19 protein-coding genes and 1 tRNA gene are annotated in these 25,045 nt (G+C 73.2%); 3 read left to right on the forward strand and 17 right to left on the reverse strand.

What is annotated here, in order from left to right; all coding sequences use genetic code 11:
* Positions 1-200 precede the first annotated feature (200 nt).
* Positions 201-272: transfer RNA gene (locus tag ACIRBY_RS36205), tRNA-Cys, on the forward strand.
* Between the two features lie 52 nt (positions 273-324).
* Here ACIRBY_RS36205 and ACIRBY_RS36210 read toward each other — a convergent pair.
* The 4 genes from ACIRBY_RS36210 to mycP are packed head-to-tail and all read right to left on the reverse strand — an operon-like array spanning position 325 to position 4,999.
* On the reverse strand, positions 325-996 hold the full coding sequence (locus ACIRBY_RS36210) for a hypothetical protein (protein ID WP_403908855.1): 672 nt from the start codon (positions 994-996) through the stop codon (positions 325-327).
* Between the two features lie 11 nt (positions 997-1,007).
* A complete protein-coding gene (locus ACIRBY_RS36215) occupies positions 1,008-3,356 on the reverse strand; it encodes a hypothetical protein (RefSeq protein ID WP_403908858.1) in 2,349 nt (782 codons plus the stop codon).
* A 16-nt stretch (positions 3,357-3,372) separates the two neighbouring features.
* The gene (locus ACIRBY_RS36220; RefSeq protein WP_403908862.1) at positions 3,373-3,783 is read right to left on the reverse strand and encodes a hypothetical protein; all 411 of its coding nucleotides are present in this window, start codon (positions 3,781-3,783) and stop codon (positions 3,373-3,375) included.
* A 31-nt stretch (positions 3,784-3,814) separates the two neighbouring features.
* Positions 3,815-4,999: a type VII secretion-associated serine protease mycosin gene (gene mycP, locus ACIRBY_RS36225; protein WP_403908865.1), complete on the reverse strand. Its 1,185-nt coding sequence runs from the start codon at positions 4,997-4,999 to the stop codon at positions 3,815-3,817.
* A gap of 1,042 nt (positions 5,000-6,041) precedes the next feature.
* Here mycP and ACIRBY_RS36230 point away from each other — a divergent pair.
* Complete coding sequence (locus tag ACIRBY_RS36230; protein ID WP_403908868.1) at positions 6,042-6,320, forward strand: hypothetical protein; 279 nt, start codon at positions 6,042-6,044, stop codon at positions 6,318-6,320.
* 22 nt (positions 6,321-6,342) lie between these two features.
* Here the strand turns inward: ACIRBY_RS36230 and ACIRBY_RS36235 are convergent, their stop codons facing one another.
* The 7 genes from ACIRBY_RS36235 to ACIRBY_RS36265 form a co-directional block, all read right to left on the reverse strand.
* Positions 6,343-6,816: a hypothetical protein gene (locus ACIRBY_RS36235; RefSeq protein ID WP_403908871.1), complete on the reverse strand. Its 474-nt coding sequence runs from the start codon at positions 6,814-6,816 to the stop codon at positions 6,343-6,345.
* Between the two features lie 85 nt (positions 6,817-6,901).
* A complete protein-coding gene (locus ACIRBY_RS36240) occupies positions 6,902-9,214 on the reverse strand; it encodes a xanthine dehydrogenase family protein molybdopterin-binding subunit (RefSeq protein WP_403908973.1) in 2,313 nt (770 codons plus the stop codon).
* A gap of 56 nt (positions 9,215-9,270) precedes the next feature.
* Positions 9,271-11,979, reverse strand: a complete 2,709-nt coding sequence (locus ACIRBY_RS36245) for a (2Fe-2S)-binding protein (protein ID WP_403908874.1) — start codon at positions 11,977-11,979, stop codon at positions 9,271-9,273.
* The gene (locus ACIRBY_RS36250) at positions 11,976-12,902 is read right to left on the reverse strand and encodes an FAD binding domain-containing protein (RefSeq protein ID WP_403908877.1); all 927 of its coding nucleotides are present in this window, start codon (positions 12,900-12,902) and stop codon (positions 11,976-11,978) included. The genes ACIRBY_RS36245 and ACIRBY_RS36250 overlap by 4 nt, the downstream gene beginning before the upstream one ends.
* Before the next feature lie 407 nt (positions 12,903-13,309).
* Positions 13,310-14,953: a beta-N-acetylhexosaminidase gene (locus tag ACIRBY_RS36255; protein WP_403908880.1), complete on the reverse strand. Its 1,644-nt coding sequence runs from the start codon at positions 14,951-14,953 to the stop codon at positions 13,310-13,312.
* A 126-nt stretch (positions 14,954-15,079) separates the two neighbouring features.
* The gene (locus ACIRBY_RS36260) at positions 15,080-15,364 is read right to left on the reverse strand and encodes a DUF3039 domain-containing protein (protein WP_042817018.1); all 285 of its coding nucleotides are present in this window, start codon (positions 15,362-15,364) and stop codon (positions 15,080-15,082) included.
* A gap of 29 nt (positions 15,365-15,393) precedes the next feature.
* Entirely contained in the window at positions 15,394-15,954 is a 561-nt protein-coding gene (locus ACIRBY_RS36265) for a YqgE/AlgH family protein (protein WP_266577096.1), read from the reverse strand.
* A 262-nt stretch (positions 15,955-16,216) separates the two neighbouring features.
* Between ACIRBY_RS36265 and murA the strand changes: the two genes are divergently transcribed.
* Positions 16,217-17,554: a UDP-N-acetylglucosamine 1-carboxyvinyltransferase gene (gene murA, locus ACIRBY_RS36270; protein WP_403908884.1), complete on the forward strand. Its 1,338-nt coding sequence runs from the start codon at positions 16,217-16,219 to the stop codon at positions 17,552-17,554.
* A 203-nt stretch (positions 17,555-17,757) separates the two neighbouring features.
* Here murA and ACIRBY_RS36275 read toward each other — a convergent pair whose 3' ends face one another.
* From ACIRBY_RS36275 to ACIRBY_RS36300, 6 genes are all read right to left on the reverse strand, one after another.
* Positions 17,758-18,039 carry an HU family DNA-binding protein gene (locus ACIRBY_RS36275; RefSeq protein WP_007264399.1) on the reverse strand — a complete coding sequence of 94 codons (282 nt, stop codon included), beginning with the start codon at positions 18,037-18,039 and terminating at the stop codon, positions 17,758-17,760.
* Positions 18,040-18,347: 308 nt separating this feature from the next.
* Positions 18,348-19,784, reverse strand: coding sequence for an NAD-dependent malic enzyme (locus tag ACIRBY_RS36280; protein ID WP_403908887.1), 1,437 nt, complete (start codon positions 19,782-19,784; stop codon positions 18,348-18,350).
* Positions 19,785-20,227: 443 nt separating this feature from the next.
* The gene (locus ACIRBY_RS36285; protein ID WP_403908890.1) at positions 20,228-22,534 is read right to left on the reverse strand and encodes a HelD family protein; all 2,307 of its coding nucleotides are present in this window, start codon (positions 22,532-22,534) and stop codon (positions 20,228-20,230) included.
* A gap of 126 nt (positions 22,535-22,660) precedes the next feature.
* Complete coding sequence (locus tag ACIRBY_RS36290) at positions 22,661-23,224, reverse strand: CGNR zinc finger domain-containing protein (RefSeq protein WP_403908893.1); 564 nt, start codon at positions 23,222-23,224, stop codon at positions 22,661-22,663.
* A 91-nt stretch (positions 23,225-23,315) separates the two neighbouring features.
* Entirely contained in the window at positions 23,316-23,867 is a 552-nt protein-coding gene (locus ACIRBY_RS36295) for a GNAT family N-acetyltransferase (RefSeq protein ID WP_403908896.1), read from the reverse strand.
* 9 nt (positions 23,868-23,876) lie between these two features.
* Positions 23,877-25,028 (reverse strand): uroporphyrinogen-III synthase, encoded by a 1,152-nt coding sequence (locus ACIRBY_RS36300; RefSeq protein ID WP_403908899.1) that lies wholly within the window; start codon positions 25,026-25,028, stop codon positions 23,877-23,879.
* Between the last annotated feature and the right edge of the window lie 17 nt (positions 25,029-25,045).

Raw genomic sequence — 25,045 nt, forward strand, 5'->3', positions numbered from 1 at the left:
CGAAGCCCGGCCCTTCAAGTGGGCCAAGACCGCCGACCAGATCCTCGACCGCATCTGCCGCTACTGCGACAGGATCTCCGAACCGGATCACTAGGTCCGATGGCCCTTGTGAACGGCGCATGGCAGTCCCGTTGCATCCCCGCCGCACGCCTTCCCGGGGCGCCCGGACACCCGTACGTTCTTGCCCAGCGCAGCACCAAGGCCGTGTGCCCGAGTGGTTGAGGGACTCGCCTGCAAAGCGAGTTACGCCGGTTCGATTCCGGTCACGGCCTCAGCGAGGCGCGAGGGCCGCCCGGGGGATCTTCCCCGGGCGGCCCTCGCCTTTCAGTCGGCGGCCGGCAGGTCCTCGGCGCGTGCGGGGAGCCCGCCGTCATCCACGCACCGCAGCTCCTTGGCCACGGCGAGGGCTGCGGAGTGGGCGATGGCGAGGTAGTCGGGGCGGAGGACGGTCTCGCCTTTGCTGGCGTCCCATTGTTCGTGGAACAGGATCCTGATCCGCAGGGGAACGTTCTGCGTGGAGCCGACGCGGGGGCTGACGCAGTCGTATTCGAGGTGGACGACCTTGCGTTGACGGGTGGAGACCTGCACGCCCTGATCACTCGCCCCCGGAAAGTCGGACGAGTCCCCGGCGTGCTTGCTGTAAGCCGTGAACCTGATTAGGGCCGTCGCCAGACGAAATGGGACCGGCTGCGCCGCGATCTCGCAGGTCGCCTGGGGCATCTCACGGATCTTCCCGCCGGACCGATAGGCATCCTTCATCGCCTGGGCGACAGCCCGGACGTCTGGATTCCTTGTCTCGTCCCGGAGCAGGAACGTAGCGGATTCGAGGACCCTTTCCAGCGCCTTCCCGCCGTCGGCGGGGAAGAGCCCAGGGCAGACCTGGCCGACGGAAAGCCGTGGCGGCTCGGCGGCCTGCGTCGCCGGTTCCGGGCCGCCGGAAGAACAGCCCGCTCCTGCCGTACCGAGCATCGCCAACCCCGCCAGCGGTAGGCCCACCCGAGCACGGTTCAACTGACGTCCTTCGTCTGCGCCTCGTGGCCCTGCTGCTGGGCAATGGAGTTGCCCCTGGCGTAGCCGATGCGCATCGACTCCTCGAAGTCGTTGCCGAAGGTGCTGTTCGGGTCGATGCAATGGCGCGCCCTGAATGCCTTCATCGGTGCCTCGGCACTGTGCTCACCGGCTCGGAACATCGCCTTGTTGGCATCGTGCGTAGCACCGCCGATCTTGTCCTTGTGCTCCTCCTTGGCCTCGTCCGACCACTCGCCGATGACCTGCCCTGCCGCCTGCTCCACGAGGCCGGTACCCGTATCCACGGCCAAGGGGACGACGACGGCCGCCGCTCCGGCCGCTGCGGCCGTGGCGGGCAGGAAGGCCACACCGGCCGCGATGGCGGCCGTGGTGCCGAACTCGGCCCAGGCGGAGCTCTGCTCGTGAGCCTTCTCGTACACCTCGTGCTTCTTCTCGCCGACCTCCCTGACCTGTCCCGCCCGGGACTCGTCGAGGATGCCCTGCACCTCGGCGCTGGTACGGATCGTCGCGCGGGCCCTTCCCTCGTCGATCGTGCCGTCGTGCACCGCCCGGCCCTCCAGGACGCTCGCAGAGTAGACACGTTCGGCGGCGGAGACGGTGGCATAGGCATCAGGGTGCTGCCCCAGGGCGGCGAGCAGGTCGCGGGCTCCGTCGCGCGCGAACTCCGCGTGTGCTTGCGTGTCGCCTGGCACCGGGGCGAAGACGCTTTGTTTTCCGTCCCCGTTCAACGCTTGGTTGATATCGTCGATATATCCGGCGGTCATGTGTCCCAGGCTGTCCGCAAGGACCTCCTGGTGCTTGAGCAGCCCGGCATCGCCCCCGTACTTCAGCGCTGCCGCCTGCATGACCCTTGCCCCCTCCTCGGTCCGGTGGAGCTCCGGCTTGGGGTCGTCCCAGGCGTGGCCGAGGGTCGCCGCCTCCAGGGCGTGGCCCAGCGCGTCGGGCATGTACTTGTCGACCTTCGCCAGGTCGTCCGGGTTCATGCCCTCCATGTCGATGGTGGAGTGGTACTGCTCGCTGGCGAAGAAGTCGAGGTAGCTCTTGACCGGCTGCCCCTTGGCGTCCTTCCCGAGGTCCGCGACGCCTGCCTTCTCCGTCCCGTCGGCGTTGTAGGCGTGCGGCCCCCGCGACGGGTCGAAGAACTGTGCCGATGCCTCCGGGCTGTGTCCCAGCGCCTCCAGGAAGCTGACCACCGGGTCGTAGCCCGCGCCGTTGATGCCCGACGGGTTCAGCATGTTCCTGCCGTAGCCGTTGAGCTGGCGGGTGCCGCCGAAGAAGTCCGGGTCCTTCGCGTGGATCTGCGTCGCGTGTTCGGCGATCGGGACCAGGAACTTCGGGTCGTAGTTCCCGTAGCGCATGATCCCGCCGAGCAGCTGGTAGCCGTACGGGGGGTTCTGGTCGTTCCGGGCCAGGGGGATCTGCTGGGTGCCGAGCCTGCGCAGCTCCTGCGCGTAGCTGTCGGGCAGGTGCGGCTCGGTGCTGGAGCGGGTGGCGGTGGCCAGGTTGAAGCCCAGGTTCCGCTGGAGTTCCCGGACGTCCTTCAGCCGCTGCTCGTCGAGCTTGCCGTACTCGTACGTGTCGGTCGCCATGGTCCCGAAGAACTGGAGGGCGCCCTCGGGGCCGAGGTTCCGGTAGAAGGCGGTGGAGAACTCCGGGACCCTGGCGTTGTCGGCCAGCAGTTCGTTGAGTTCCACCAGCTCGGCGTGCGAGAGGGCGCGGCCCTTCCTCGCGAGGTCGGTGGCGCGGCCGGCCTGTTCGGCGGTGAGGCCGGCGTACTTCGGGGCGGCGAAATCGTGGTCCTTGGCCACGTTCGCGGCGAGGAGGCGGGCGAGGGACCGGTCGACGTCCTCGCAGGCGTCGATGGCGGCGTCCACCTTGGCCTGCCACAGGGGGCGGTTGACGCGGAGGGACTCCTGGTAGTCCGGGTCGTGGCGGGCCGCCTCGCGGTCCGCTTCGGTGGGGAGGGGCAGCGGCTCCACCTTCCCCCGGGCGTCGACCCGGAAGCCGGCGGCGGGCGCCTCCTCCTCGCTGATCCTCCTCAGGCGCTCGCGGGAGGACCTGAAGGTGTCGTGGCCCTGTGCGAGGGCCTGGTGGATGCCCTTGGCCTCCTTGGCGGCGTCCCCGAACTCCTTGGCCGTCCGGTCGACGAACGGCCGTGCCACGCCCGCCGTGACGCCGCTCCACTCGGCCTTGTCGGACTTGGCCTTCATGCCGTTGCGGGCGGCCTCGGCCAGCTCGTCCAGCTTGGCAGCCAGCACGTGCCAGTCGCGGACGGCGGTGGCGAGTTTGTCGATCGGGGCGTTCAGGACGTTCTCGTACGTCAGCACGGCCGCGCGGCCTTTCCTACGTGAGGTACTGCTCGATCTTGGACGAGGTGAACTCGGCGTAGAGCTGCTGCTCTTCCTTGGCGTGGGAGGAGAGGGAGTAGTTCAGGCCGTTGGAGATCTGGGCGCAGGCGGCGACGAGGGTCTTGACCTGGCTCTCCCAGCGGCTGTTCGCCTTGGCGAGGGCGGACCCGCTGGCGAAGCCCTCCCGGGAGAGGGCGCCGGCGGCTTCGGCGGAGGCGGTGGCGGCGTGCCGGCCGTCGGTCTGGAGGCGGGAGTGGAGGCGGTGGGCCTCGCTGCCGACGGCGCCGATGTGGTCCTGGTTGAGGGCGAGGTCGCTGCCGGTGGCTCCGCCGGTGTGGTCGAGGCGGAGGGAGGCGTTGGCCGTGGCGGTGGCGCGTGCGGCGGCCCATTCCTCGTCGAAGGACATCCCGTGCGCTCCACTCCCGTGCCGGTTCAGGTCAGCGTCTTGCCCTGCGGACGACGACTGCGGTGACGGCTCCGCCGATGAGGACGCAGGCCCCGAGTCCGAGGGCCAGCCAGGGTGGGGTGCCGCCGTCGCCCTTGTCTACCGCAGGGGCGGCCTGTGGCGCCCGTGGCGGGGTGGTCTTTCCCCCGGTCGAGGGAACGGGAGCGTCCCCGGCTGCCGCGGCGGCGAGATCCGGCAGCGGGTACACGTCCGGCGGGCCGGGGTCGCCGGGGGTGGGGAGGGCGATGCGGGGGCGGACCACTCCGTAGCCGACGTAGTCGTTGCGCTCGGCGCCGTCCACGGGCTTGCCGGCGGTGTTCAGGAGGACGCGGAGGATCTGGTTGTTCGTCCAGGTGGGGTGGACGGACCAGAGGAGGGCGGCGGAGGCCGATGCCAGGGCTGTGGCGTCGCTGGTGCCGTGGCTTGTGCAGAGCCCCGTCCCACCTGCACAGGCCGTGACAATGTCCATACCGGGTGCAGCCATATCAACCTGCGGTCCGTGCTGCGATTCTTTGGTAGCGGCACCATCTTTGCTCACGGCTGCCACGCCGACGACCCCGGGCGTTGCAGCCGGATATTCGACCCAGTTGACCGTACCTCCATCATTTCCCACGGCTGCAAAAATCAACTTCCCTTTCAAGATCGCATACTTGACAGCCTCAGCCCGAGCCCGGTCATCCTCGACCGCCCCAGCTTTCCCCAAGGAAATATTGATGACTTTCGCTTCCGAATCTGCGGCATACCGGATGGCGGAAACCCAAGATGGAGTAGATGCGCTCATCTCCTGAGGCACACGAATCGGGAGGATCATCGCTCCCGGCGCCAGCCCATAGGCACCACCACCGCTCGGATGCACGCCAGAACCGGCAATCATCGCCGCGATGCCTGTGCCGTGATTGCTGTAGTCATCGCGCTCGTTCCCCTCATACCCATCCCGACCTGCCGCAAAGTCCCTTCCGGGCAGAACCTGCCCCTCAAGCTCAGGGATCCGGGCAACACCGGTGTCAATCACGGCAACAATGACGCCCTCGCCAGTGCCGGTCTTCCAGATGCCTTCAGCCTTCATTGCATCGAGATGCCACTGCCTGTCCCGGACGTTCTCCGCATGCGCCGTAGCGACAGCGATCCCAGACAGAAGTAAGGCCACCACGAGCGAGGTCGCCTTCCGCATTCGCATCCAGGGCAATGTCCGTTCCACTCAGTCGATCACCGGCGGCACAATACGACGACTGCTCTGCCAAGTCCCCTCGTCCTCGGTGACGTAGTCAGGGCGCTCGCCTCGCCGGCTGCCGCGCCCCCTGCCCGCAGGCGAGGAGACTGCACCCCCATGGCCCACTGGACTGATGCCTGGCGCATTGCGCACAAGGCCGGAGCCACCCTGCGTGAACGACTGGCCGCTAGCGGCCTGGCTGCCGCCGAAACTGCCACCCATCACTCCGGGCATCACACGACTAGCGCCTGCGCGGGGCCCTTCTTCACCGATGACAATGCCGCACGGAACATTGCCTCTGGGCTTTCTCGCGGCGATCGGTGCGCCGCCCACGATCCCGCTATCGCGTGGCGGCAAAACCGGGACCGTCTTGCCACCGATCCCAGCGGGAAACCTCGTTGCGGGCTGCGATCCACCCGGAACCGTCGGCGTACCAACTGATGGAAGGGGCGGCGGGAACGCCCCGCTGGGAGAGTTCCCACCCGAACTGCCCGGCCCGACCCCGATGGGCGTATCGGGAGTCGCGTCTGAGCCTTTGACTGGAAGTCTGGCGACGTGATCAAGGTTCGCGCCCACACCACGGTCCGGCATCACCAGAGAATGCATGGATTCGGCACCACTTGGCGGAGACAGGGAGCTACCGCCTTGAAGTGGGCCGACGACTGAGCCTCCGGGATGGTGCCATGCACCCCCAGGTGCAGTCGCCGCATAACTCGGCCCCCCTGAGGTTCCTAGCCCGGGACGATCAATATAGGTCCCGCCATACCGCTCCTCTCCAGGCTCAAACACTCCCGGCGGTGGCGGGAACGTTGGGATTTGGGTGCGTTCCAGTTGGGTTGTTGATGTGTCGTAGGACTGGGCCAGCTTTGTTAGTTGTTGTACCGCCTGGTGCCGGTCCGCGGTTAGTTTTGCGTGGGCCGTGTGGGCGAGGGGGGTGGCGTCCGGGTCGTTGGGGTGGTGGCGGGTTGCGTCCAGGGTTGCGGCCGCTTGCGTGTCGTAGGCCGGGGTGTTGGCCCTGACCTCCACCATCGTCTGGGCCGCGTGCGTCATCCACCGGCCCGCCGCCTCGCCGTACCGGCCCAGCAGCAGCGTCGCGCTGCCCGCGCGGCTCACCCAGTCCTGGAAGGCGTGGGCGGCCTCGCCCTCCCAGCCCGTCACCCGGTGCCTCTTGAGGCTCTCGCCGATCTCGTCGATCGCCTTCGCCGCCTTCGTCAGCTGTGCGGCGCGCGCCCTGACCGCCTCCGGGTCGAGGGAGGCGATCATCGCGAGCAGCTGTTCGTGCGAGTAGCCCTCGAAGTCCGTCGCCGGCATCAGATCACGCCCTTCGACGTGCTCGGTGACGGCACGGGCGAGGGGGCCTGTCGTGCCAACGGGTCGCGGTCCGGGACGTAGTCCTGCTTGGAGCGGCCGATGAGGGCCCGCATCCTCGCCCGGGTCTCCTCGTCCACTCCCCCGTAGCCCTTGCCCGCCGTCAGGATCGCGATGCCCAGCGCCTCGATCTGGCCCGCCAGCCCCTGCGACAGCTGCTGGAGTCGGCCGTGCACCGTGCCGTAGGCCCTGGACAGCGCCTCCGCCTCCGCGAAGCCCCTGCCGAGGGCGCCGGCGGGGAGGGTGCCGTGGGCGAGTCTGCGGTGGTCCGCCTCCGAGCCGCCCAGGGTCCTCAGCAGGGCGTCGACCCGGTTCTTGCAGGCGGTCAGCGACTCGTACTCGACCTCCAGCGCCCTCGCCTGGAGCCTCAGCGCGTCCGCCACTCCCCCGGCGACACCGGCATTGTCCGCTGCCACGACGTTCTCCCCCGTCCGCACGCGTGCGTGTGTGCACCTTCCGGCATTCTAACGGTCGGTGACGGGGTGGGTGCGGGGAGTAGTCCTAGGAGGTGGGGGCCGCGACCGCCGCCGAGGGACGGATCGGGATCCTGTTGACCGGCCGCCCCGTCGCCGCGCGCACCGCCGAGGCCACCGCCGCCGGGGTCGTCACCACCGGGACCGCGCTCGCGGCCTTCGCGCCGAACGGGGCCACCACGTCCCGCTCCTCCACCAGCCGGACGATCCGCACCGCGGGGGCGTCCAGGGAGGTCGGCAGGGCGTAGCCCGTCAGGTCGGGGTGGCGGACGAGGCCGGCGACCGAGCGGAGGTTCTCCGTCAGGGCCGCGCCCACGCCCTGGGTGACGCCCGCCTCGATACGGGCCTCCAGCTGGCGGGGGTTGAGGATGCGGCCCACGTCCTGCGCGACGGCCAGCTCCACCACCCGGACCGTGCCCAGCTCGATGTCCACGTCGACCACCGCGCGGATCGCACAGAAGGCCAGGCCCACGAAGGCGTCGCCCTGGCCGTGGTCGTCGAGCGGCTCCGTCGGGTGCGGGCGGCACTGGGCCGTGGCCCAGAGCTCCTTGCCCTGTATGGCCTCCGTGACCGGCATGGAGAAGGCGCCGTCGTACGAGGTGATCCGGCCGTCGGCGATCTGGAGGAGTTCGGTCGACATGCCGAGCTTGTGGGCCATCGGCTGGAGCAGCTGGGTGCGGACCATCTTCGCGGCCCGTTCGACGGCCCCGCCCGAGACCCAGGTGTGGCGGCCGTGGGCGGAAGGACCGGCCGGCGGCTGGTCGGTGTCGACGGGGGCGGTGGCCACCTCGTCGACGCCCAGCACCTCCTGGACGATCTGCCGCGCGAGCGTGGCGAAGCCCTGGCCGGTGTCGACGGCCGCGCAGATGACGGTGGCGGTGCCGCCCACCACCTTCACGGTGGCGGTGGACACCTCGTCGGCGCCCTCGGCGCCGAGCATGTGGACCATGCCCACGCCGTACCCGACCCCGCGCCGCACCGCACCGGGCTCGCCCGCGCCCTCGGGGCCGCCGGGCAGCAGCCAGTCCTCCTCCGGGGAGTCCTTCGGGAGGGAGGGCAGCGGGAAGTCGCGTACGGCGCGCAGGAGTTCGGCCACCGGCGCCGGGCAGGTGACCGTCTGGCCGGTGGGGAGCAGGTCGCCGGTGGCGAGGACGTTGCGCAGGCGCAGCTCCGCGCCGTCGATGCCGAGGGCGGCCGCGAGCTTGTCCATCTGGCCCTCGTAGGCCGCGCAGACCTGCATGGCGCCCTCGCCCCGGACGTGGCCCGAGGGGGGGTTGTTCGTACGGACCGCCCAGCCCTCCACGAAGGCGTGCGGGACGACGTACGGGCCGCACGCGAAGGCCACGGCCGCCGCGAGGGACTCGGCGGAGGCGTCGGCGTAGGCGCCCGCGTCCATCAGGATCTGCGCCTCGACCTTGACCAGCCGGCCCTCGGCGTCCGCGTGGTGGCGGTAGCGCAGCAGGGTCGGGTGACGGTGGGCGTGGCCGAGGAAGGACTCCTCGCGGGTGGCGGCCAGCTTGACCGGGCAGCCCGTGCGCAGGGCGAGGAGGCCGAGCGGGAGCTGGAAGGCGGGGTCCTCGCGGTCGGCCGTCGCGCCGGGCACCCCGGTGACGACGACGCGGACGCGGTCCGGGTCGAGGCCGAAGCAGGCGGCGGCGAGGTCGCGGTCGGTGTGCGGGTCGGTGGAGGCGGTGTAGAGCTCGACGCCGCCGTCGGGACGGGGCACGGCGAGGCCGGCCTCGGCCCCGATGGGGGCCGGGTCCTGGCGGCCGATGCGGTAGAGGCCCTCGACGACGACCTCGCCGGTCGCCTCCGGGTCGCCGTAGCGCAGCGGGATGTGCCGGATCAGGTTGCCGTCCGGGTGGAGGGGGGCGGCGCCGAAGGCCTGCTCGGGGTCGGTGACGGCGTCGAGGAGCTCGTACTCGACGGCGATGGCCGCGGCCGCGAGGCGGGCCGTGTCGGGGTGGTCGGCGGCGACGGCGGCGATGGGCTCGCCGTGGTGGCGTACGACGTCGTGGGCGAAGACCGGACGGTCGGCGATGCGGCGGCCGTGGGTGGTGGCGCCGGGGACGTCGGCGTGGGTGATGACGGCGCGTACGCCGGGCATCTCGGCGGCGGCCGAGGTGTCGATGGAGCGGATGCGGGCGTGGGCGTGCGGGGAGCGCAGCACAGCGGCCCACAGCAGGCCTTCGGCCCACAGGTCGGCGGCGTAGGGGAAGGTGCCCTCGGTCTTGGCGCGGGTGTCCGCCGAGGGGACGGAGGCTCCGATTCCGCGCGCGGGGCGCTGCTGCTCGCCGCCGCCGTCACCGTCGCCGTCGGCGCCGACGTTGATCGTCGCCATGGTCATGGTGGTCGTGGTCGTGGTCGTGGTCGTCGCCGTGGCCGCGTCCTGCCCGCTCACGCCATGCCTCCGTTGTGGTGGATCCCGTTGGTGCCGTCGAAGCCGCCGGGGCCGGTGGGGCCGTCGAAGCCGCCGGGGCCGGCATGGCCGGTGTTCACGTCGAAGCCGCCGGTGCCGGGAGTGCCGTCGAAACCGTGCGCGCCCGGGGCGGTCCCGCCGGTGCCGCCGAACGCGTCGAACCCGTGGACACCGTCGAACCCGTTCGTCCCGTTGGTCCCGTTGTTCCCGTTGTTCCCGTCGTACCCGTTGGCCGCCTCGAACCCGTTGACCCCGTTGGCCGCCTCGAACCCGTGGGCCCCGCTGGTCCCGTCGAACCCGGGCGCGCCAGGAGCGGTCGCGCCGGACGCTCCGGTCGCGGCGAACCCGTCGAACCCGTGGGCCGCGGCGGTCCCGTCGGCCATCGGCATCCCGGCAGCCCCGTCGACCGCGCCGGTGGCGTCGAAGCCGTTGCCGCCCAGGGTGCCGTTCGGGCCGGGGGCCGCCGCGGCGAACGCACCGGAGGCGTCGAAGGCGTCGAAGGCGCCGGACGCCTCGAAGCCGTTGCCCCCCAGGGTCCCGTTGGGCCCGGGCGCCGCCGCGTCGAACGCGCCGGAGGTGTCGAACGCACCGGAGGTGTCGAAGGCGCCGGACGCCTCGAAGCCGTTGCCGCCCAGGGTGCCGTTCGGGCCGGGGGCCGCCGCGGCGAACGCGCCGGAGGCGTCGAAGCCGTTGCCGCCGAACGTGCCGTGCGGGCCCGGAGCCGGCGCGTCGAAGGCGTGTACGCCGCCCTCGCCCGGCTGCGCCTGGTGCGGGATGAGCGGCTCCGCGGGGGCCTCGGCCGTCTGCGCCGCGGCGGCCTCGCGCTCCGCGATGACCTCGCGGACCGCCTCGACCACGCCCTTGTAGCCCGAGCAGCGGCAGAGGTTGCCGCACAGCGCCTGCCGGGTCTCCAGCTCGCTGGGGGCGTGGTTGCCCTCCAGCAGGTCATGGATGGTCATGGCCATGCCGGGCACGCAGAACCCGCACTGCACCCCGCCCGACCTGCACAACGCCTGCTGTACGTCCGAGAGTTCCCCGTCCGTGGCCAGGCCCTCGACCGTGCGGACCTCGGACCCGGCCGCCGTCGCCGCCGGGACCAGGCAGGAGGCCACGAGCCGCCCGTCGACCTGGACCGCGCAGGCCCCGCACTCGCCCTGCGAGCAGCCGTCCTTGGCGCCGGCCAGGCCCAGCCGCTCGCGCAGCACGTAGAGCAGGGACTCGCCGATCCAGGCGCCGGTGACGGGCCGGTCGGCGCCGTTGACGCGCAGGACGTACGAAGCCGCCGGGTGCTCGTGGTGGGCGACGGCGGGGTGCCGCTCCTCCTCGTACGCCGCCTCCCCGAGCGGGAACTCCCCGGTGTCGTACGCGGCCGGTGCCGCCACGGCGCCGTCGGCGGCGTCGGCGGCTTCAGCGGCGTCGGCGGCTTCAGCGGCGTCCCCGTCCGGCGCGGGCGCGGCCTCCGCTTCGGCGGAGGCCGCGGCGGGCTCCTCCGCGAAGCCGTGCCCGTGCGCTCCGTCCGGGACCGGGACCGGGGCGGCCCCCGCCTCCGGTGCGGTGTCGGCGTCCTCGGCCTCCGCCGGGCGCGGCCGCTCGTCGCCGGCCGGCGGCTGCGCCGGGCCGTGGCCGTGGGAGGCCTCGATGTCCGGGGCGGCCTCCAGGACGGTCTCGGGCTCCGGCCCGGCCTGGGGGTGGCCCTCCGGCAGCGGGGTCCCGACACCGGGACCGCCGAGCACCCTCGGGCCGCGTCCCGCCGGCCCGTGCGCCCCCGGGGCACCGCTGCCCGGCAGTACGCCGGAGCTCAGCAGCGCCTCGGGCGCCGCCGCAGGGTCCGTACCCGGCCCGGCCGGCGCCCCGGGCGCCGCCCAGGGGGCCGCGGCCCCGCCCGGCAGGGTCACGGGGGCCTGGCCCCAGCCGGCGTCCAGGGCGCCGACCTGGAACTCGCCGGTCCCGCCGGCCATGTCGGCGGCCCCGGCCCCGGCCGCCCCGCCGGCCGGGTCCCCGGCGCCGGTCAGGTCGGCCGGGAGCGTCCAGTGCCCGGTGGCCGCGGGGTCCTCGTCCCGGTGCAGCGCGTCCGGGAACTGCCACTCGGCCGTCGCCCCCGGGTCCGGTTCGGCCTGCGGGTCGGCGTACTGCCGCAGGTGCGGCTCGGCGTGCTGCTCGGCGTGCTGCGCGGCCCCGTGGGCGCCCGCGTGGGAGGCCAGGTGGGGGCTCGGCTGCACGCCCGTGTGGGCGGCGTCGGGCTGGGCGCCGCCGTGGAACTCCGCCTGCGCCTCCGGCTCGGCCGCCGCGAAGGCGGCCGCCACCGACGCCGGGAGCGGGATGGAGGCCGGGATCGGCGCGCGGGCCGGCGCGGCCGCGCCGGGGGCCTGCGCGGGCGCCCCGCCCGCCTCGGGCCACTGGGCCGGCATCGTCCAGGTCCCGGTGGCGCTGGGGTCCGTACTGCCGGACGAACCCAGCGGCATGATCATCGGCGGCGGCACGAACCCGTGCCCGGGCGCCGCCAGGGGCTCGCCGGTGTCGAGCGCGTCCAGCATGTCCTGCGGCAGCTGTACGAAGGCGGTCGCGTCGGAGTCGTAGTCGCCCCCGTGCGGTACCGGCTCCCAGCCCCAGCCGGCCCCCGCGGCGCCGCCGTTCCCCGTGTTCCCCGTGTCCCCGGTCGTTCCGCTCACGTTCTCGTTCTCACTCATGAGGTCAGCGCCCTCCCCAGGGCCCTGCGCGCCAGCACGGCGACGGTCCGCCGCAGATGCAGTACTCCGGCGGAGACCTGCTGCCCCTGGTCGGGCACGCACGCCGCCGCGACGTACTCGCCGAAGGCCTCCAGGGCCTCCGGGGCCAGGCTCCGGTCCCCGTCCCAGTCGATCAGCGAGGCCACCCACTGCTCGGCCTCCAGCGGCCGCAGCGGCATCGGGGCCACCGCGCCGATCGCGCACCGCACGCCCCGGCGCGCGGGATCCAGCACGAGCCCCACGGACGCCACCGCCCGCCCCGGCCCGGTACGCCCCGTGGCCTTCAGGAAGACCTGCGGCGCGTGCAGCAGCGGCACCCGGACGAAGCCGATCAGCTCGCCCGGCCGCAGCATGTCCCGCCCGGCCAGCAGGTGGGAGACGGGGATCTCGCGCTGCGAGCCGCCGGGGCCGACGATGACCAGCACCGCCTCCAGCGCGGCCAGCACGGGCAGCGCGTCACCGGTCGGCGCGGCCGTCGCGATGTTGCCGCCCAGGGTGCCGGCGTTGCGGATCTGCGGCGGGCCGGCCGCCCGCGCGGCCGCGGCCAGCGCCGGGATCAGAGCGGCGAAATCCGGCCGCCCCATCCGGGCGTGCGTCAGACCGGCGCCGAGCAGCGCGTGCCCGTCCTGGTACTGCCAGCCGCGGATCTCGCTGATGCGCCCGAGGCCCACCAGCGCGGCGGGCCGCAGCAGTCCGGCGTTGACGGCGGCCATGAGGTCGGTGCCGCCGGCCACCGGGACGGCCGCGGGCATGGCGGCGAGCGCCGCGACGGCCTCGTCGAGCGAGGCCGGCAGCATCACGGACTGCGCCGCCTGCCCCGGCGACGCGTGCGGGGTGTGCGGCCCCTGAGCCGAATGCGGTGTGTGCGGTGCGTGCGTGGTCAACCCAGCTGCCCCTTCCCGATGTCCCGGTCCTGGCGCTCACGCCTGTCCGCCGTACGGTACGTGCTCACCGCCGGGACGTGGCAACTCTGGCACATCTTCGGGAGCGCCCGGCGCGAGGGTCTCCCGCGCACCACCGGTCCGGCGGGGCGCGGGCCCGGCGGCGGTGCGGCCGGTCCACCTCCCGTACGCCCTCGGTTCACGCCCGTCACACCCCGTCCGAGCCCCCGGCGCACTCCGCCCGGCACCGGCCGGAACCCGTTCCCGGCGCCTTCGTACGACCTCGGCCCGAACGCCCGTTTTCCCCCGTATCGGCCATGTTCGAGCGACAGTTCCAAAGGTTTCCGAAGAGTTCCGCTTCCGGTCGCCCGAGGCGCGGGCGGGTGCGCACGCACCCCCGTGCGCCCGGGTCACACGATCGGAGGCGCGCCCTCGGCCGGGCGCCCCCGCACCCCCGGGCGCCGCTGCCACGGCAGCGGTCCTCCCGGTGGCCGGTACTCGACCCCGAGGGCGTCCAGACGCGCCCGGTGGGCCCGCTCGCGCGCCTCGAAGCCGGCCCAGTCCCGGGATTCCGGTTCGGGCAGCCTCGACCACACCACCTCCGCGAAGGCCGCCAGCCGGGGGAACACCTGGTAGTCGACCCGCCCCTGGTACTCCATCACCTCGGTCCACACGTTGGCCTGGGCTCCCATCACGTGCGCGGCGGCCTCCGGCGACAGCTTCGGCGGCACCGGCTCGAAGCGGTAGACGTCCTCCAGCGTGCGCACGTACCCGATGGGCACCGGCTCGTCGGGGCCGTCCGCCTGACGGTGGTCCAGGTACACGTGCTGCTCGGGGCACATCACCACGTCGTGCCCGGCCTCGGCGGCGGCGGTCCCGCCCGCGTAGCCGCGCCAGGAGGAGACGGCCGCGCCGTCCGCGAGCCCGCCCTCCAGGATCTCGTCCCAGCCGATGAGCCGGCGGCCCCGGTCGGCGAGCCAGCGGTCGAAGTGCCGGACGAACCACGACTGGAGGCCGTCCTCCCCGTCCACGCCCAGCTCCCGGATGCGCGCCTGCGCCGCCGCCGAGGCCCGCCACTGCGCCTTCGGGCACTCGTCGCCGCCCACGTGCACGAACGGCGAGACCTCGGGCGGGAACAGCTCCAGCAGCTCCTCGAAGACCCCCTCGTAGAAGCGCAGGACCTCCTCGGTCGGCGCGAGCACGTTCTCGCTGATGCCCCAGTCGTCCCACACGCCCAGGGCGGCGGTGTCCACGACGTCCGTGTTGCCCAGCCAGGGGTAGGCGGCGATCGCGGCCTGGGAGTGCCCGGGGATGTCGATCTCGGGGACGATCCGCACGTGCCGCTCGGCCGCGTAGGCGACGATCTCGCGGAGGTCGTCCCGGCTGTAGAAGCCGCCGTGCGGGGTCTCGTTCCACAGCGGGGACGCCCGGTGCCCCCACCGGCTGCGGGGCCGCCAGGAGCCGGTCCGCGTGAGGTTCGGGTGGCGCCGGATCTCGACGCGCCAGCCCTGGTCGTCCGTCAGGTGCAGGTGGAGCACGTTGAGCTTGTGCGCGGCCAGCAGGTCGATGTAGCGCAGCACCCCGTCCTTGGGCATGAAGTGCCGGGCCACGTCCAGCATCAGCCCGCGCCAGCCGAAGCGCGGGGCGTCGGCGATGCGGGCGTACGGCAGGTCCCAGGTCCGGCCGGGCCGCAGCGGCGCGCGCCGGTACGCGTCGGGGCCGAGCAGCTGACGCAGCGTCTGGGCCGCCCAGAACAGCCCGGCCGCGTCCCCGCCGGTCAGCTCGACGCCGTCGGCGCCGATCTCCAGCCGGTACGCCTCGGACCCCGCACCGTCCGGGGCGGCGGCGGGGTCCACCCGCAGCCGTACGTCGCCCCGCGCGCCCGCCGCGGCCGGCGGCAGCGCCCATCCGGTGGCGGCGCCGAGCTCCCGGCGCAGCCAGCGCGCCACGCCCTCGGCGCCCGGGCCGACGTCGAGCAGCGGCTCCGGCCCGAAGGCGTAGCGGCGGCCCTGCGGGTCGGGAACGGCCGTCCGGGGTACGGGGATCAGGTCCATGCGTCAGCCCCTCACAGCAGAGCGCTCGTCGCCGCCGACCCTAGCCGCGCCGCCCGGGCCCGCAAAAGGCCCCCGGGGCGCGCACGCGCGCTCCCGGGGGCCTTCCCGGCGGTGTACCGGACCCGGCTACTGGTCCTTGCCGCCCTTGTCCTTGTCGCCGCCGGCGCCCATGGAGTCGTAGATCTCCTTGCACATGGGGCAGACGGGGTACTTCTTCGGGTCGCGGCCCGGCACCCAGACCTTGCCGCAGAGCGCGACGACGGGGGTCCCGTCGAGGGCGCTCGCCATGATCTTGTCCTTCTGGACGTAGTGGGCGAAGCGCTCGTGGTCGCCGTCGCCGTGGGACACCACCGGCGTCGGCTCTACGAGGGTCCCCGTACCAGTCCCGCGCTCGGGCTCAAGAGTGCTCATAAAAACCAGGGTACTGAACCCCGCCGGGGTCAGTTCAGCGACGGGTCGTCCAGATAGGTGGCGACCATCGCGAGCTCGCTGCGCTGGCGGCGCAGCACCGCGCGCCACAGCCGTTCGGGGTCGGGGAAGGAGACGTCGCCGGGCTCGGAGTCCACGACGTACCAGGCGCCGTCGCCCAGCTCCGCCTCCAGCTGGCCGGGCCCCCAGCCGGAGTACCCGGCGAAGATGCGCAGGCCCCCGAGGGCGGCGGCGAGCAGTTCCGGCGGGGTCTCCAGGTCGACGAGCCCGATGGCCCCGTGCACCCTGCGCCAGCCGAGGGGGCCCTCCTCGCCGGGTATCACCGCGACCCCCAGGGCCGAGTCCAGGGCGACCGGGCCGCCCTGGAACACCACGCCGGGGTCGCCGGCGAGCGGGGCCCAGGGCAGCAGGATGTCGCGGACGTCCACGGGGGTGGGCCGGTTGAGGACCACGCCGAGCGAGCCCTGCTCGTCGTGGTCGAGCAGCAGCACCACCGCGCGGTCGAAGTTCGGATCCGCGAGGGCGGGGGTGGCCACGAGCAGCCGCCCTGTGAGGGAGGACACCTCGGTCATGGGCACATGATCTCGCACAATCGCCCTCCGGGGGGAGCGGGCGGCCGGATCGGACCCGGCACCGCCCGGGGCGCACGGCTGCAGAGGGGAGCGCGCGCCGCCCCATCCGCCGGAACGCAACACTCCGCTACCTGGCGGACACCGTACGTGGTGTACCGAATTCATGACAGTCCTACGGCCCCGTCACCCATACAAACAAGGGGGTGGTGGCCCTTACCCTTACGTCTGGTCCCCTGCCCATCCACTCCGGAACGCGAGATCCATGACCGGCAACGATGTCCTGCTTGTCCACGGCGGAACCCCGCTCGAGGGCGAGATCCGTGTCCGCGGTGCGAAGAACCTCGTGCCGAAGGCCATGGTGGCCGCCCTGCTCGGCAGTGAGCCGAGCCGGCTGCGCAATGTTCCCGACATCCGTGACGTGCGGGTCGTGCGCGGTCTGCTCCAGCTGCACGGCGTGACCGTGCGCCCCGGCGAGGAGCCGGGCGAGCTGGTCCTCGACCCCTCGCACGTCGAGAGCGCGAACGTCGCCGACATCGACGCGCACGCGGGCTCCTCCCGCATCCCGATCCTCTTCTGCGGCCCGCTGCTGCACCGCCTCGGCCACGCCTTCATCCCGGGCCTGGGCGGCTGCGACATCGGCGGCCGGCCGATCGACTTCCACTTCGAGGTGCTCCGCCAGTTCGGCGCGACCATCGAGAAGCGCGAGGGCGGCCAGTACCTGGAGGCCCCGCAGCGCCTTCGCGGATGCAAGATCCGCCTGCCCTACCCGTCGGTCGGCTCGACCGAGCAGGTCCTGCTGACGGCCGTGCTGGCCGAGGGCGTGACCGAGCTCAGCAACGCCGCCGTCGAGCCCGAGATCGAGGACCTCATCTGCGTGCTGCAGAAGATGGGCGCGATCATCTCCATGGACACCGACCGGACCATCCGGATCACCGGTGTCGACCGCCTGAGCGGCTACAACCACAAGGCGCTCCCGGACCGCCTGGAGGCGGCGTCCTGGGCGTCCGCGGCCCTGGCGACCGGCGGCAACATCTACGTCCGCGGGGCGCAGCAGCGCTCGATGATGACCTTCCTGAACACCTTCCGGAAGGTCGGCGGCGCCTTCGAGATCGACGACGAGGGCATCCGCTTCTGGCACCCGGGCGGCCCGCTCAACGCGATCGCGCTGGAGACGGACGTCCACCCCGGCTTCCAGACCGACTGGCAGCAGCCGCTGGTCGTGGCCCTGACGCAGGCCTCCGGCCTGTCGATCGTCCACGAGACGGTCTACGAGTCCCGCCTCGGCTTCACCTCGGCGCTCAACCAGATGGGTGCGCACATCCAGCTGTACCGCGAGTGCCTGGGCGGCAGCGCCTGCCGCTTCGGCCAGCGCAACTTCCTGCACTCGGCGGTCGTCTCCGGCCCCACCAAGCTGCAGGGCGCCGACCTGGTCATCCCCGACCTGCGCGGCGGGTTCTCGTACCTGATCGCGGCGCTGGCGGCCGAGGGCACCTCGCGCGTCCACGGCATCGACCTGATCAACCGCGGCTACGAGAACTTCATGGAGAAGCTCGTCGAGCTGGGCGCCAAGGTCGAGCTGCCCAACGGCGACCTGGTCTGACACCCCGTCCCGGTGATCGGGAACGATCACCGGGGCCCCTCCGTCCGGATCTTCCCCTCCCGGGGCCCACAAGGCCCCTGGGAGGGCCTGGAAGGCCCGGGAAAGGCCTGAGGGCGGCCACCCCACCGGGGTGGCCGCCCTCGGCCGTTCTACGTACCACTGCCGTCCCGAGGGCCTGTGCGGCCCTCGGCACAAGGGCGGTACTACTTGCCCTTGGCGGCTTCCTTGAGCTTGGAGCCCGCGGAGACCTTCACGCTGTAGCCGGCCGGGATCTGGATGGGGTCGCCGGTCTGCGGGTTGCGCGCGGTGCGAGCGGCACGGTGGGTGCGCTCGAAGGTCAGGAAGCCGGGGATGGTGACCTTCTCGTCGCCCTTGGCGACGATCTCGCCGACGGTCTCGGCGAGCGCGGCCAGAACGGCGTCGGCGTCCTTGCGGGTCACCTCGGCGCGCTCGGACAGAGCGGCCACCAGCTCACTGCGGTTCATGTTGTACTCCCGTGTTCAACTTGCCTTAGAGGCGTGAGATCGAAGCCGATGCTGCCAGGGCCCTAGGACAGTCCCCGGACCCGGGTCTGAACGTCAGACCCTCTCGCCCGGTTACGCATCCTGCCCCCACCAGCGGCGGGAAAGCCAATCCGGCACCCGCCAGGGTCACACGAAAAGCGCCACAGTCACGCCGCAGTGACGCTCCGTCGCACCCGAGGCTCCGATGCCGATGCGGACCGCGCACAGCGCGGGCATCCCCGCAACCCTAGAGGCGCCCCGCCGGGCCCGCATCCCGCGACGCGCCGGTATCAGGCCGTGGGGCCCGTCACAGCGCCCTTCTCGGCACCGGCCTGCGCCGCCTTGCGGACGGCGCCGGCGACGGCGCCCGCGACCTTGTCGTTGAAGACGGACGGGATGATGTAGTTCGCGTTCAGCTCGTCCCGGCCGACGACGTCGGCGAGGGCGGTGGCGGCGGCCAGCATCATGTCGGTGTTCACGGTCCGGGACTGGGCGTCCAGGAGGCCGCGGAAGACGCCGGGGAAGACCAGCACGTTGTTGATCTGGTTCGGGAAGTCCGAGCGGCCGGTGGCCACGACGGCGGCGGTCTGGCGCGCGACGGCCGGGTCCACCTCCGGGTCCGGGTTCGCGAGCGCGAACACGATGGCGCCCTCGGCCATGGCGGCGACGTCCTCGCCGGAGAGCACGTTGGGGGCGGAGACGCCGATGAAGACGTCGGCGCCGACCACGGCCTCCTTGAGGGTGCCGGTGTAGCCCTCGGGGTTGGTGTTGTCGGCGATCCAGCGCAGCGGGGAGTCCGGCGCGGCGTCGACCAGGTCGGGGCGGCCGGCGTGCACGACGCCGTGGATGTCGGCGCTGACGGCGTTCTTCACGCCGGCGGCGAGGAGCAGCTTGAGGATGGCCGTACCGGCGGCGCCGGCGCCCGACATGACGACCTTGACGTCCTCAACTGCCTTGCCCACGACGCGCAGTGCGTTGGTGAGGGCGGCGAGGACGACGATGGCGGTGCCGTGCTGGTCGTCGTGGAAGACGGGGATGTCGAGGGCCTCGCGCAGCCGGGCCTCGATCTCGAAGCAGCGGGGCGCGGAGATGTCCTCCAGGTTGATGCCGGCGAAGCCGGGGGCGATCGCCTTGACGATGGCCACGATCTCGTCGGTGTCCTGGGTGTCCAGGCAGATCGGCCACGCGTCGATGCCCGCGAAGCGCTTGAAGAGGGCCGCCTTGCCCTCCATGACGGGCAGCGCGGCCATCGGGCCGATGTTGCCCAGGCCCAGGACGGCGGAGCCGTCGGTCACGACTGCGACGGAGTTGCGCTTGATGGTCAGGCGGCGCGCGTCCTCGGGGTTCTCGGCGATGGCCGTGCACACGCGGGCGACGCCCGGGGTGTAGATCATCGAGAGGTCGTCACGGTTGCGGATGGGGTGCTTGGACGACATCTCGATCTTGCCGCCGAGGTGCATCAGGAAGGTGCGGTCGGAGACCTTCCCGAGGCTCACGCCCTCGATGCCGCGCAGCTTCTCGACGATCTCGTCGGCGTGGGCGGTGGAGGTGGCGGCGATGGTGACGTCGATGCGGAGCTTCTCGTGGCCGGAGGCGGTCACGTCGAGGCCGGTGACCGAGCCGCCGGAAGACTCCACGGCGGTGGTGAGCTGGGAGACCGCGGTTCCGCTCGCGGGCACTTCCAGGCGGACCGTCATCGAATACGAGACGCTGGGCGCCGTTGCCATGGCCGTGTTCCTCTTCTGTCCCTGGTTCTTCTGTAAGCACAGGGTCCCGCGCGGCGCCACCCGTTCGATGGCAGGTTCGGCAGGACCTGTTGTCCGATCGTCCCACCTACCAGCCGGTACAAGGTAACCAGCTACAAATTTCGGAAGAACACTTCCACCATACGAGAGAACTCCGGGTGTTGGAATGGTGGGTACACACAAAACAGGTCCGCGCCCTCCTTGAACGGAGGGCGCGGACCTGGTGTTCCGACTAAGACACCGACCCGCCATGCTCGCCTCGCGGCAAGTGGTCGCTCTAAGCGACGAAGGTTGGGCCCGGGGGCTTGGATCGAGCCGGTGTCGTACCCAGGCTAACAAAGGATCGCCGGAAGCGATCCCCCCTCCCGCGAGTTGGACGGCGCCGTCACGCTCCCGGCCGCGGGCCGTTCGGCCGCGGGCCCGGATCAGGGGCGCAGGAGCTCCGGCACCCCGTTCCCGTCCGGGGAGTCGGCCTCCGCCGAGACCACCGTCAGCTGCTGCGTGGCACGCGTCAGCGCCACGTACAGCACCCGCAGGCCCGCCGGGGACTCCGCCGCGATCTCCGCCGGTGAGACCACCACCGTCGCGTCGTACTCCAGGCCCTTCGCCTCCAGGCTGCCCAGCGCCACCGCCCGCTCGCCCAGGTCGGCGAGCCAGCCCGCCGCCTCGGCGCGCCGGTCCATGGCCACGACCACGCCGACCGTGCCGTCCACCTGGCCCAGCAGCCGCCGGGTCTCCTCCCGCACCGCCGCCCCGAGGTCCTCTGCGGCCGTCGTGAAGCGGGGCTCCAGGCCCGTCGAGCGCACCGCCGTCGGCGGCTCCATCCCCGGCATCGCCAGCTCCAGCACCCGCGAGGCCACCTCGGCGACCTCGGCCGGGTTGCGGTAGTTCACCGTCAGCGTGAACCGCCGGCGCGGCCGGCTTCCCAGCGCCTCGTCACGGGCGGCGGCCGCCTCGTCGGGGTCCGTCCAGGAGGACTGCGCCGGGTCGCCGACCACCGTCCAGGTGCCCGTACGGCCCCGCCGGCCCACCATCCGCCACTGCATCGGCGTCAGGTCCTGGGCCTCGTCCACGATCACGTGCGCGTACTCGGTCCGCTCCGCCGCGATCCGCTCGGCCCGCTCCCAGGTGGTCTCCTCCCGGGTCGGCATCAGCTCCTCCAGCCCGCTGAGCTGGTCCAACGGGTCCATCTCCCGCTTGCGCTTCGGCCGCGCGGGCGCGCCGAGGAGCTGCTGGAGCTCGTCGAGCAGCGCCACGTCGTGCACCGAGAGGGGCCCGGAGCCGTCCGCCCCGACCCGGCGCAGCGAACGCGCCAGCTGGCGGGTCTCGCGCGGGTTCAGGTCCCGGCGCGACCAGCGGCCCAGGCGCCGCTCGTCGGCCATGGCGGCCAGCACCCGGCGCGGGGTGAGCTCCGGCCACCAGGCGTTCAGGAAGCCGAGGAAGTCGTCCTCGGTGGAGATGTCCTCGTCGAAGGCGCTGCGCAGCTCGGCGGCCAGCTCCGGGTCGCTGTGCCGGCCGGACCCGCCGGTCTTCGCGTACAGGGCGTCCAGCAGCAGCTTGCGGGCGCGCGGGCGCAGCAGGTTCACGGGGGCGGTGCCGCCGAGCACGTTCTGCCGGATCCGGTTCAGCTCCGGGGCCTCCAGCTCGACGCGGCGGCCGAAGGCCACCACGCGCAGCCGCTCCGGGGCGTCGCCCAGCTCCAGCGCTCCGCGCACCGCCTTGCGGAGCACCTTGAGCATGCGGGAGGAGCCCTTGATCCGGGCCACGGGGGGCTCGTCGTACGTGCTCGCCTCGGCGCCGTCGACGAGGGAGCCGAGCGCGCGGATCGCGACCTGGCCCTCCTCGCCGAGCGAGGGCAGCACGCCCTCGGTGTAGGCGACGAGCAGCGGGGTCGGCGAGACGATCAGGATGCCGCCGGAGTAGCGGCGGCGGTCCTGGTACAGGAGGTAGGCGGCGCGGTGCAGGGCGACGGCGGTCTTGCCGGTGCCCGGCCCGCCCGCGACCTCCGCGACGGAGGCGGCGGGGGCGCGGATGACCAGGTCCTGCTCGGCCTGGATGGACGAGACGATGTCCCGCATGGTGTGCGTACGGGCCCGCCCGAGGGCGGCCATCAGCGCACCGTCGCCGATGGCCGGCAGCTCCCGGCCGCCGAGGCTGGCGGTGATCTCGGGACGCATCAGGTCGTCCTCGACCCCGAGCACCTTGCGGCCCTTGGAGCGGATCACCCGGCGGCGGATCACCCGGCCGGGGTCCTTGGGCGTCGAGCGGTAGAACGGCGCGGCGGCCGGGGCGCGCCAGTCGATGACGAGCGGCGCGTAGTCGCTGTCGAGCACGCCGATGCGCCCGATGTGCAGGGTCTCGGCGATCTCGGCGGTCAGGTCCGGCCTGATCGCGTCCTCCGCGGGCTGGACGGAGGTGTAGGCGCCGTCGGGCCCCCGCTCCCCGTCCTTCCCGAGCACGAGGTCGATCCGCCCGAAGAGGAAGTCCTCGAACTCGTTGTTGAGCCGGTTGAGGTGGATCCCGGCGCGGAAGACCTGCGCGTCCCGCTCGGCGAGCGCGCCGGGCGTGCCCACCTGGCCGCGCTGGGCGGCGTCGTTCATGAGGAACTCGGCCTCGTGGATCTTCTCCTCAAGGCGTCGGTACACCTGATCGAGATGCGTCTGCTCGACCGCGATCTCCCGATCGCGGACGGAATCCGCCGTGCTGTCGACAGCGGCATTCTGCGCGGCCACCAAGGCCCCCTTCTGACGTGCGTGGGCGACCGTCAACCGTACGCGAACCAGCCCCCACTCCGCACGCCCGGTCCGCGCGGCGGGCCGTCGGGTGCCGTTTTCGCCCCGCGCGACGCGCCGGACCGCCTACGCCACCGCGCCCCGGACCCGGCGCCGGTGCCGGGCCACGCGCTCCCGGTTGCCGCAGACCTCGCTGGAGCACCAGCGGCGGCGGTGGCCGCGGGAGGTGTCCAGGTAGAGGCGGGCGCAGCCGTCGCCGCCGCAGGAGCGGAGCAGGGCCAGGTCGCCGGGGTCGGTGAGGAGCTCCACCGCGTCCCGGGCCACCGTGGCCAGCAGGCCCGCGCATTCGACGCCGCCGCACAGCTCCCGCACCAGGTGTCCCTCCCGGTCCCGTACCGCGCACACTCCCGGCGGGGGTCCCGCGGCGGCGGCGTTGACGCGGGCCAGGGCGTCCTCCTCCGGGCCCGCGCCGGCCAGTTCGGCCCGGACGAGGCGGTCGACGTCGCGGCGCAGCAGGCGGAAGGCCTCGACCCAGTCGGGCCCGAGCCGGCCGAGCGGGGTGCGGTCGGGCACCAGCCCGGCGCCGACCAGCCACAGGCGCAGCTCGTCGCCGTCGCGGAGGGCCTCGGCCCCCCGGGGGTTGCGGGTCGCCAGCAGGTCCAGACAGACCCGCCCGGAATCGAACCACATGCCCGTCACCGCCTCGGTCGCCGTGGGACGCCCTCCCAGAGTGCCGTCGCCGCAGGCGGAGCGGAAGCCCCCGTGCGGGGGGCCGTCGCGGCTACGGCGCGGGCGGCGGGTCGTCGTGCAGCACGCGCTGGAAGAGCCGGTGGTCGCGCCAGGCGCCGTTGATGTGGAGGTAGCGGGGTGCGAGCCCGCACTCGGTGAAGCCCGCCTTGGCCAGGACCCTCATCGAGGCGGTGTTGTCGACCAGGGTCTGGGCCTCGACCCGGTGCAGCCCGAGCTCGTCGCGGGCCGTGCGGCAGACCTGCTCCACGGCGGCGGTGATCAGCCCGCGGCCCTGGCGGTCCTGGTCGATCCAGTAGCCGACGCCGCCGCTGAGCAGGGGCCCGCGGACGATGTTGCCGAGGTTGATCGCCCCGATGACCGCGCCGCCCGCCGGCTCGACGAGCAGGTACGCGGCCAGCCGCCCGGCCTCCTGCTCGGCGAGCATGCCCTCGATGCGGGCCCGCTGGGCGGCCTCGGTGTAGTACTCCTCGGGCCGCCAGGGGTCGTAGGGCGCCATGTACGCCCGGTTGCGTATCAGTACCTCGGTCAGCGCGGCGGCGTCGTCGACGGCCGGGCTCCTCATCTCCACCCCGTTGATGATCACGTGGGCACGCTAGCGGACGGTCCCCGCCGCGCTCCAGCCCTCGCCGTCACCGGGATCCAGGGAGAGCCGGTAGCCGCGCTTGACCACCGTCTGGATCAGGTTCGGCGCCCCGAGGGCGGCCCGGAGCCGGGCCATCGCCGTCTCGACGGCGTGCTCGTCGCGCCCGGAACCGGGCAGGGCGCCCAGCAGGTCCGCCCGGGACACCACCCAGCCGGGCCGCCGGGCCAGCGCCGCCAGCAGGGCCATCCCGGCCGGCGGCACGGGGCGCAGCCGGTCGTCGACGACCGCGGCGTGCCCCCGGATCTCCAGCCGGTGCCCCGCGACGGGCAGGACCCGCGCCCGGCCGGGGAGTTCCTGGCAGAGGAGCTGCACCAGCGGCCCGAGGCGGAAGCGCTCCGGCTGGACGGTGGAGACCGCCTCGCCCTGGAGCGGCAGCGCGGTCACCGGGCCCACGCAGGCCGCGAGCACCGGCCCCCGCAGCGCCTCCAGCACCGCCTCGCGCAGCCCCCGTTCCCCGGCCCGGGAGAGCAGGGAGGCGGCGGCGGGCGCGGAGGTGAAGGTGACGGCGTCCACCGCCCCGACGGCCACCGCGTCCAGCAGCCGGTCCAGCGGCGCGAGGTCCTCCGGCGGCATCCACCGGTACACCGGCACCGGCACCACCTCGGCCCCGCCGTCCCGCAGCGCCTCCACGAACCCGGGCAGCGGCTCGCCGTGCAGCTGGAGCGCGATGCGCCGCCCGGCGACGGAGCCGGCCAGCAGCCGGTCCAGTACCTCGGCCAGGGACTCGGACCGCGGGGACCAGGACTCGACCAGCCCGGCGGCCCGTACGGCGCCCTTGACCTTCGGCCCGCGGGCGAGGAGTTCGGTGGCGCGCAGCCGCTCCAGGAGCCGCTCGCCGATCCCCCACCCGTCGGCGGCCTCGATCCAGCCGCGGAAGCCGATCGCGGTGGTGGCGACGACGGCGTCGGGCGGGTTGTCGACGAGGTCCCGGGTGGCGGCCAGCAGCTCGCCGTCGTCGGCGAGCGGAACGATCCGCAGCGCGGGCGCGTGCACGACCGCGGCGCCGCGCCGGCGCAGCAGGGCGATCAGCTCGTCCGCGCGGCGCGCGGCGGTGACTCCGACGGTGAACCCCGCGAGGGGGCCGTGCGTAGCGTCGTCCATCGTGGTGACCTGCCTTG

Origin of the sequence: Streptomyces sp. NPDC096136 (assembly GCF_044763325.1) — a bacterium.
Classification (GTDB): Bacteria; Actinomycetota; Actinomycetes; order Streptomycetales; family Streptomycetaceae; genus Streptomyces.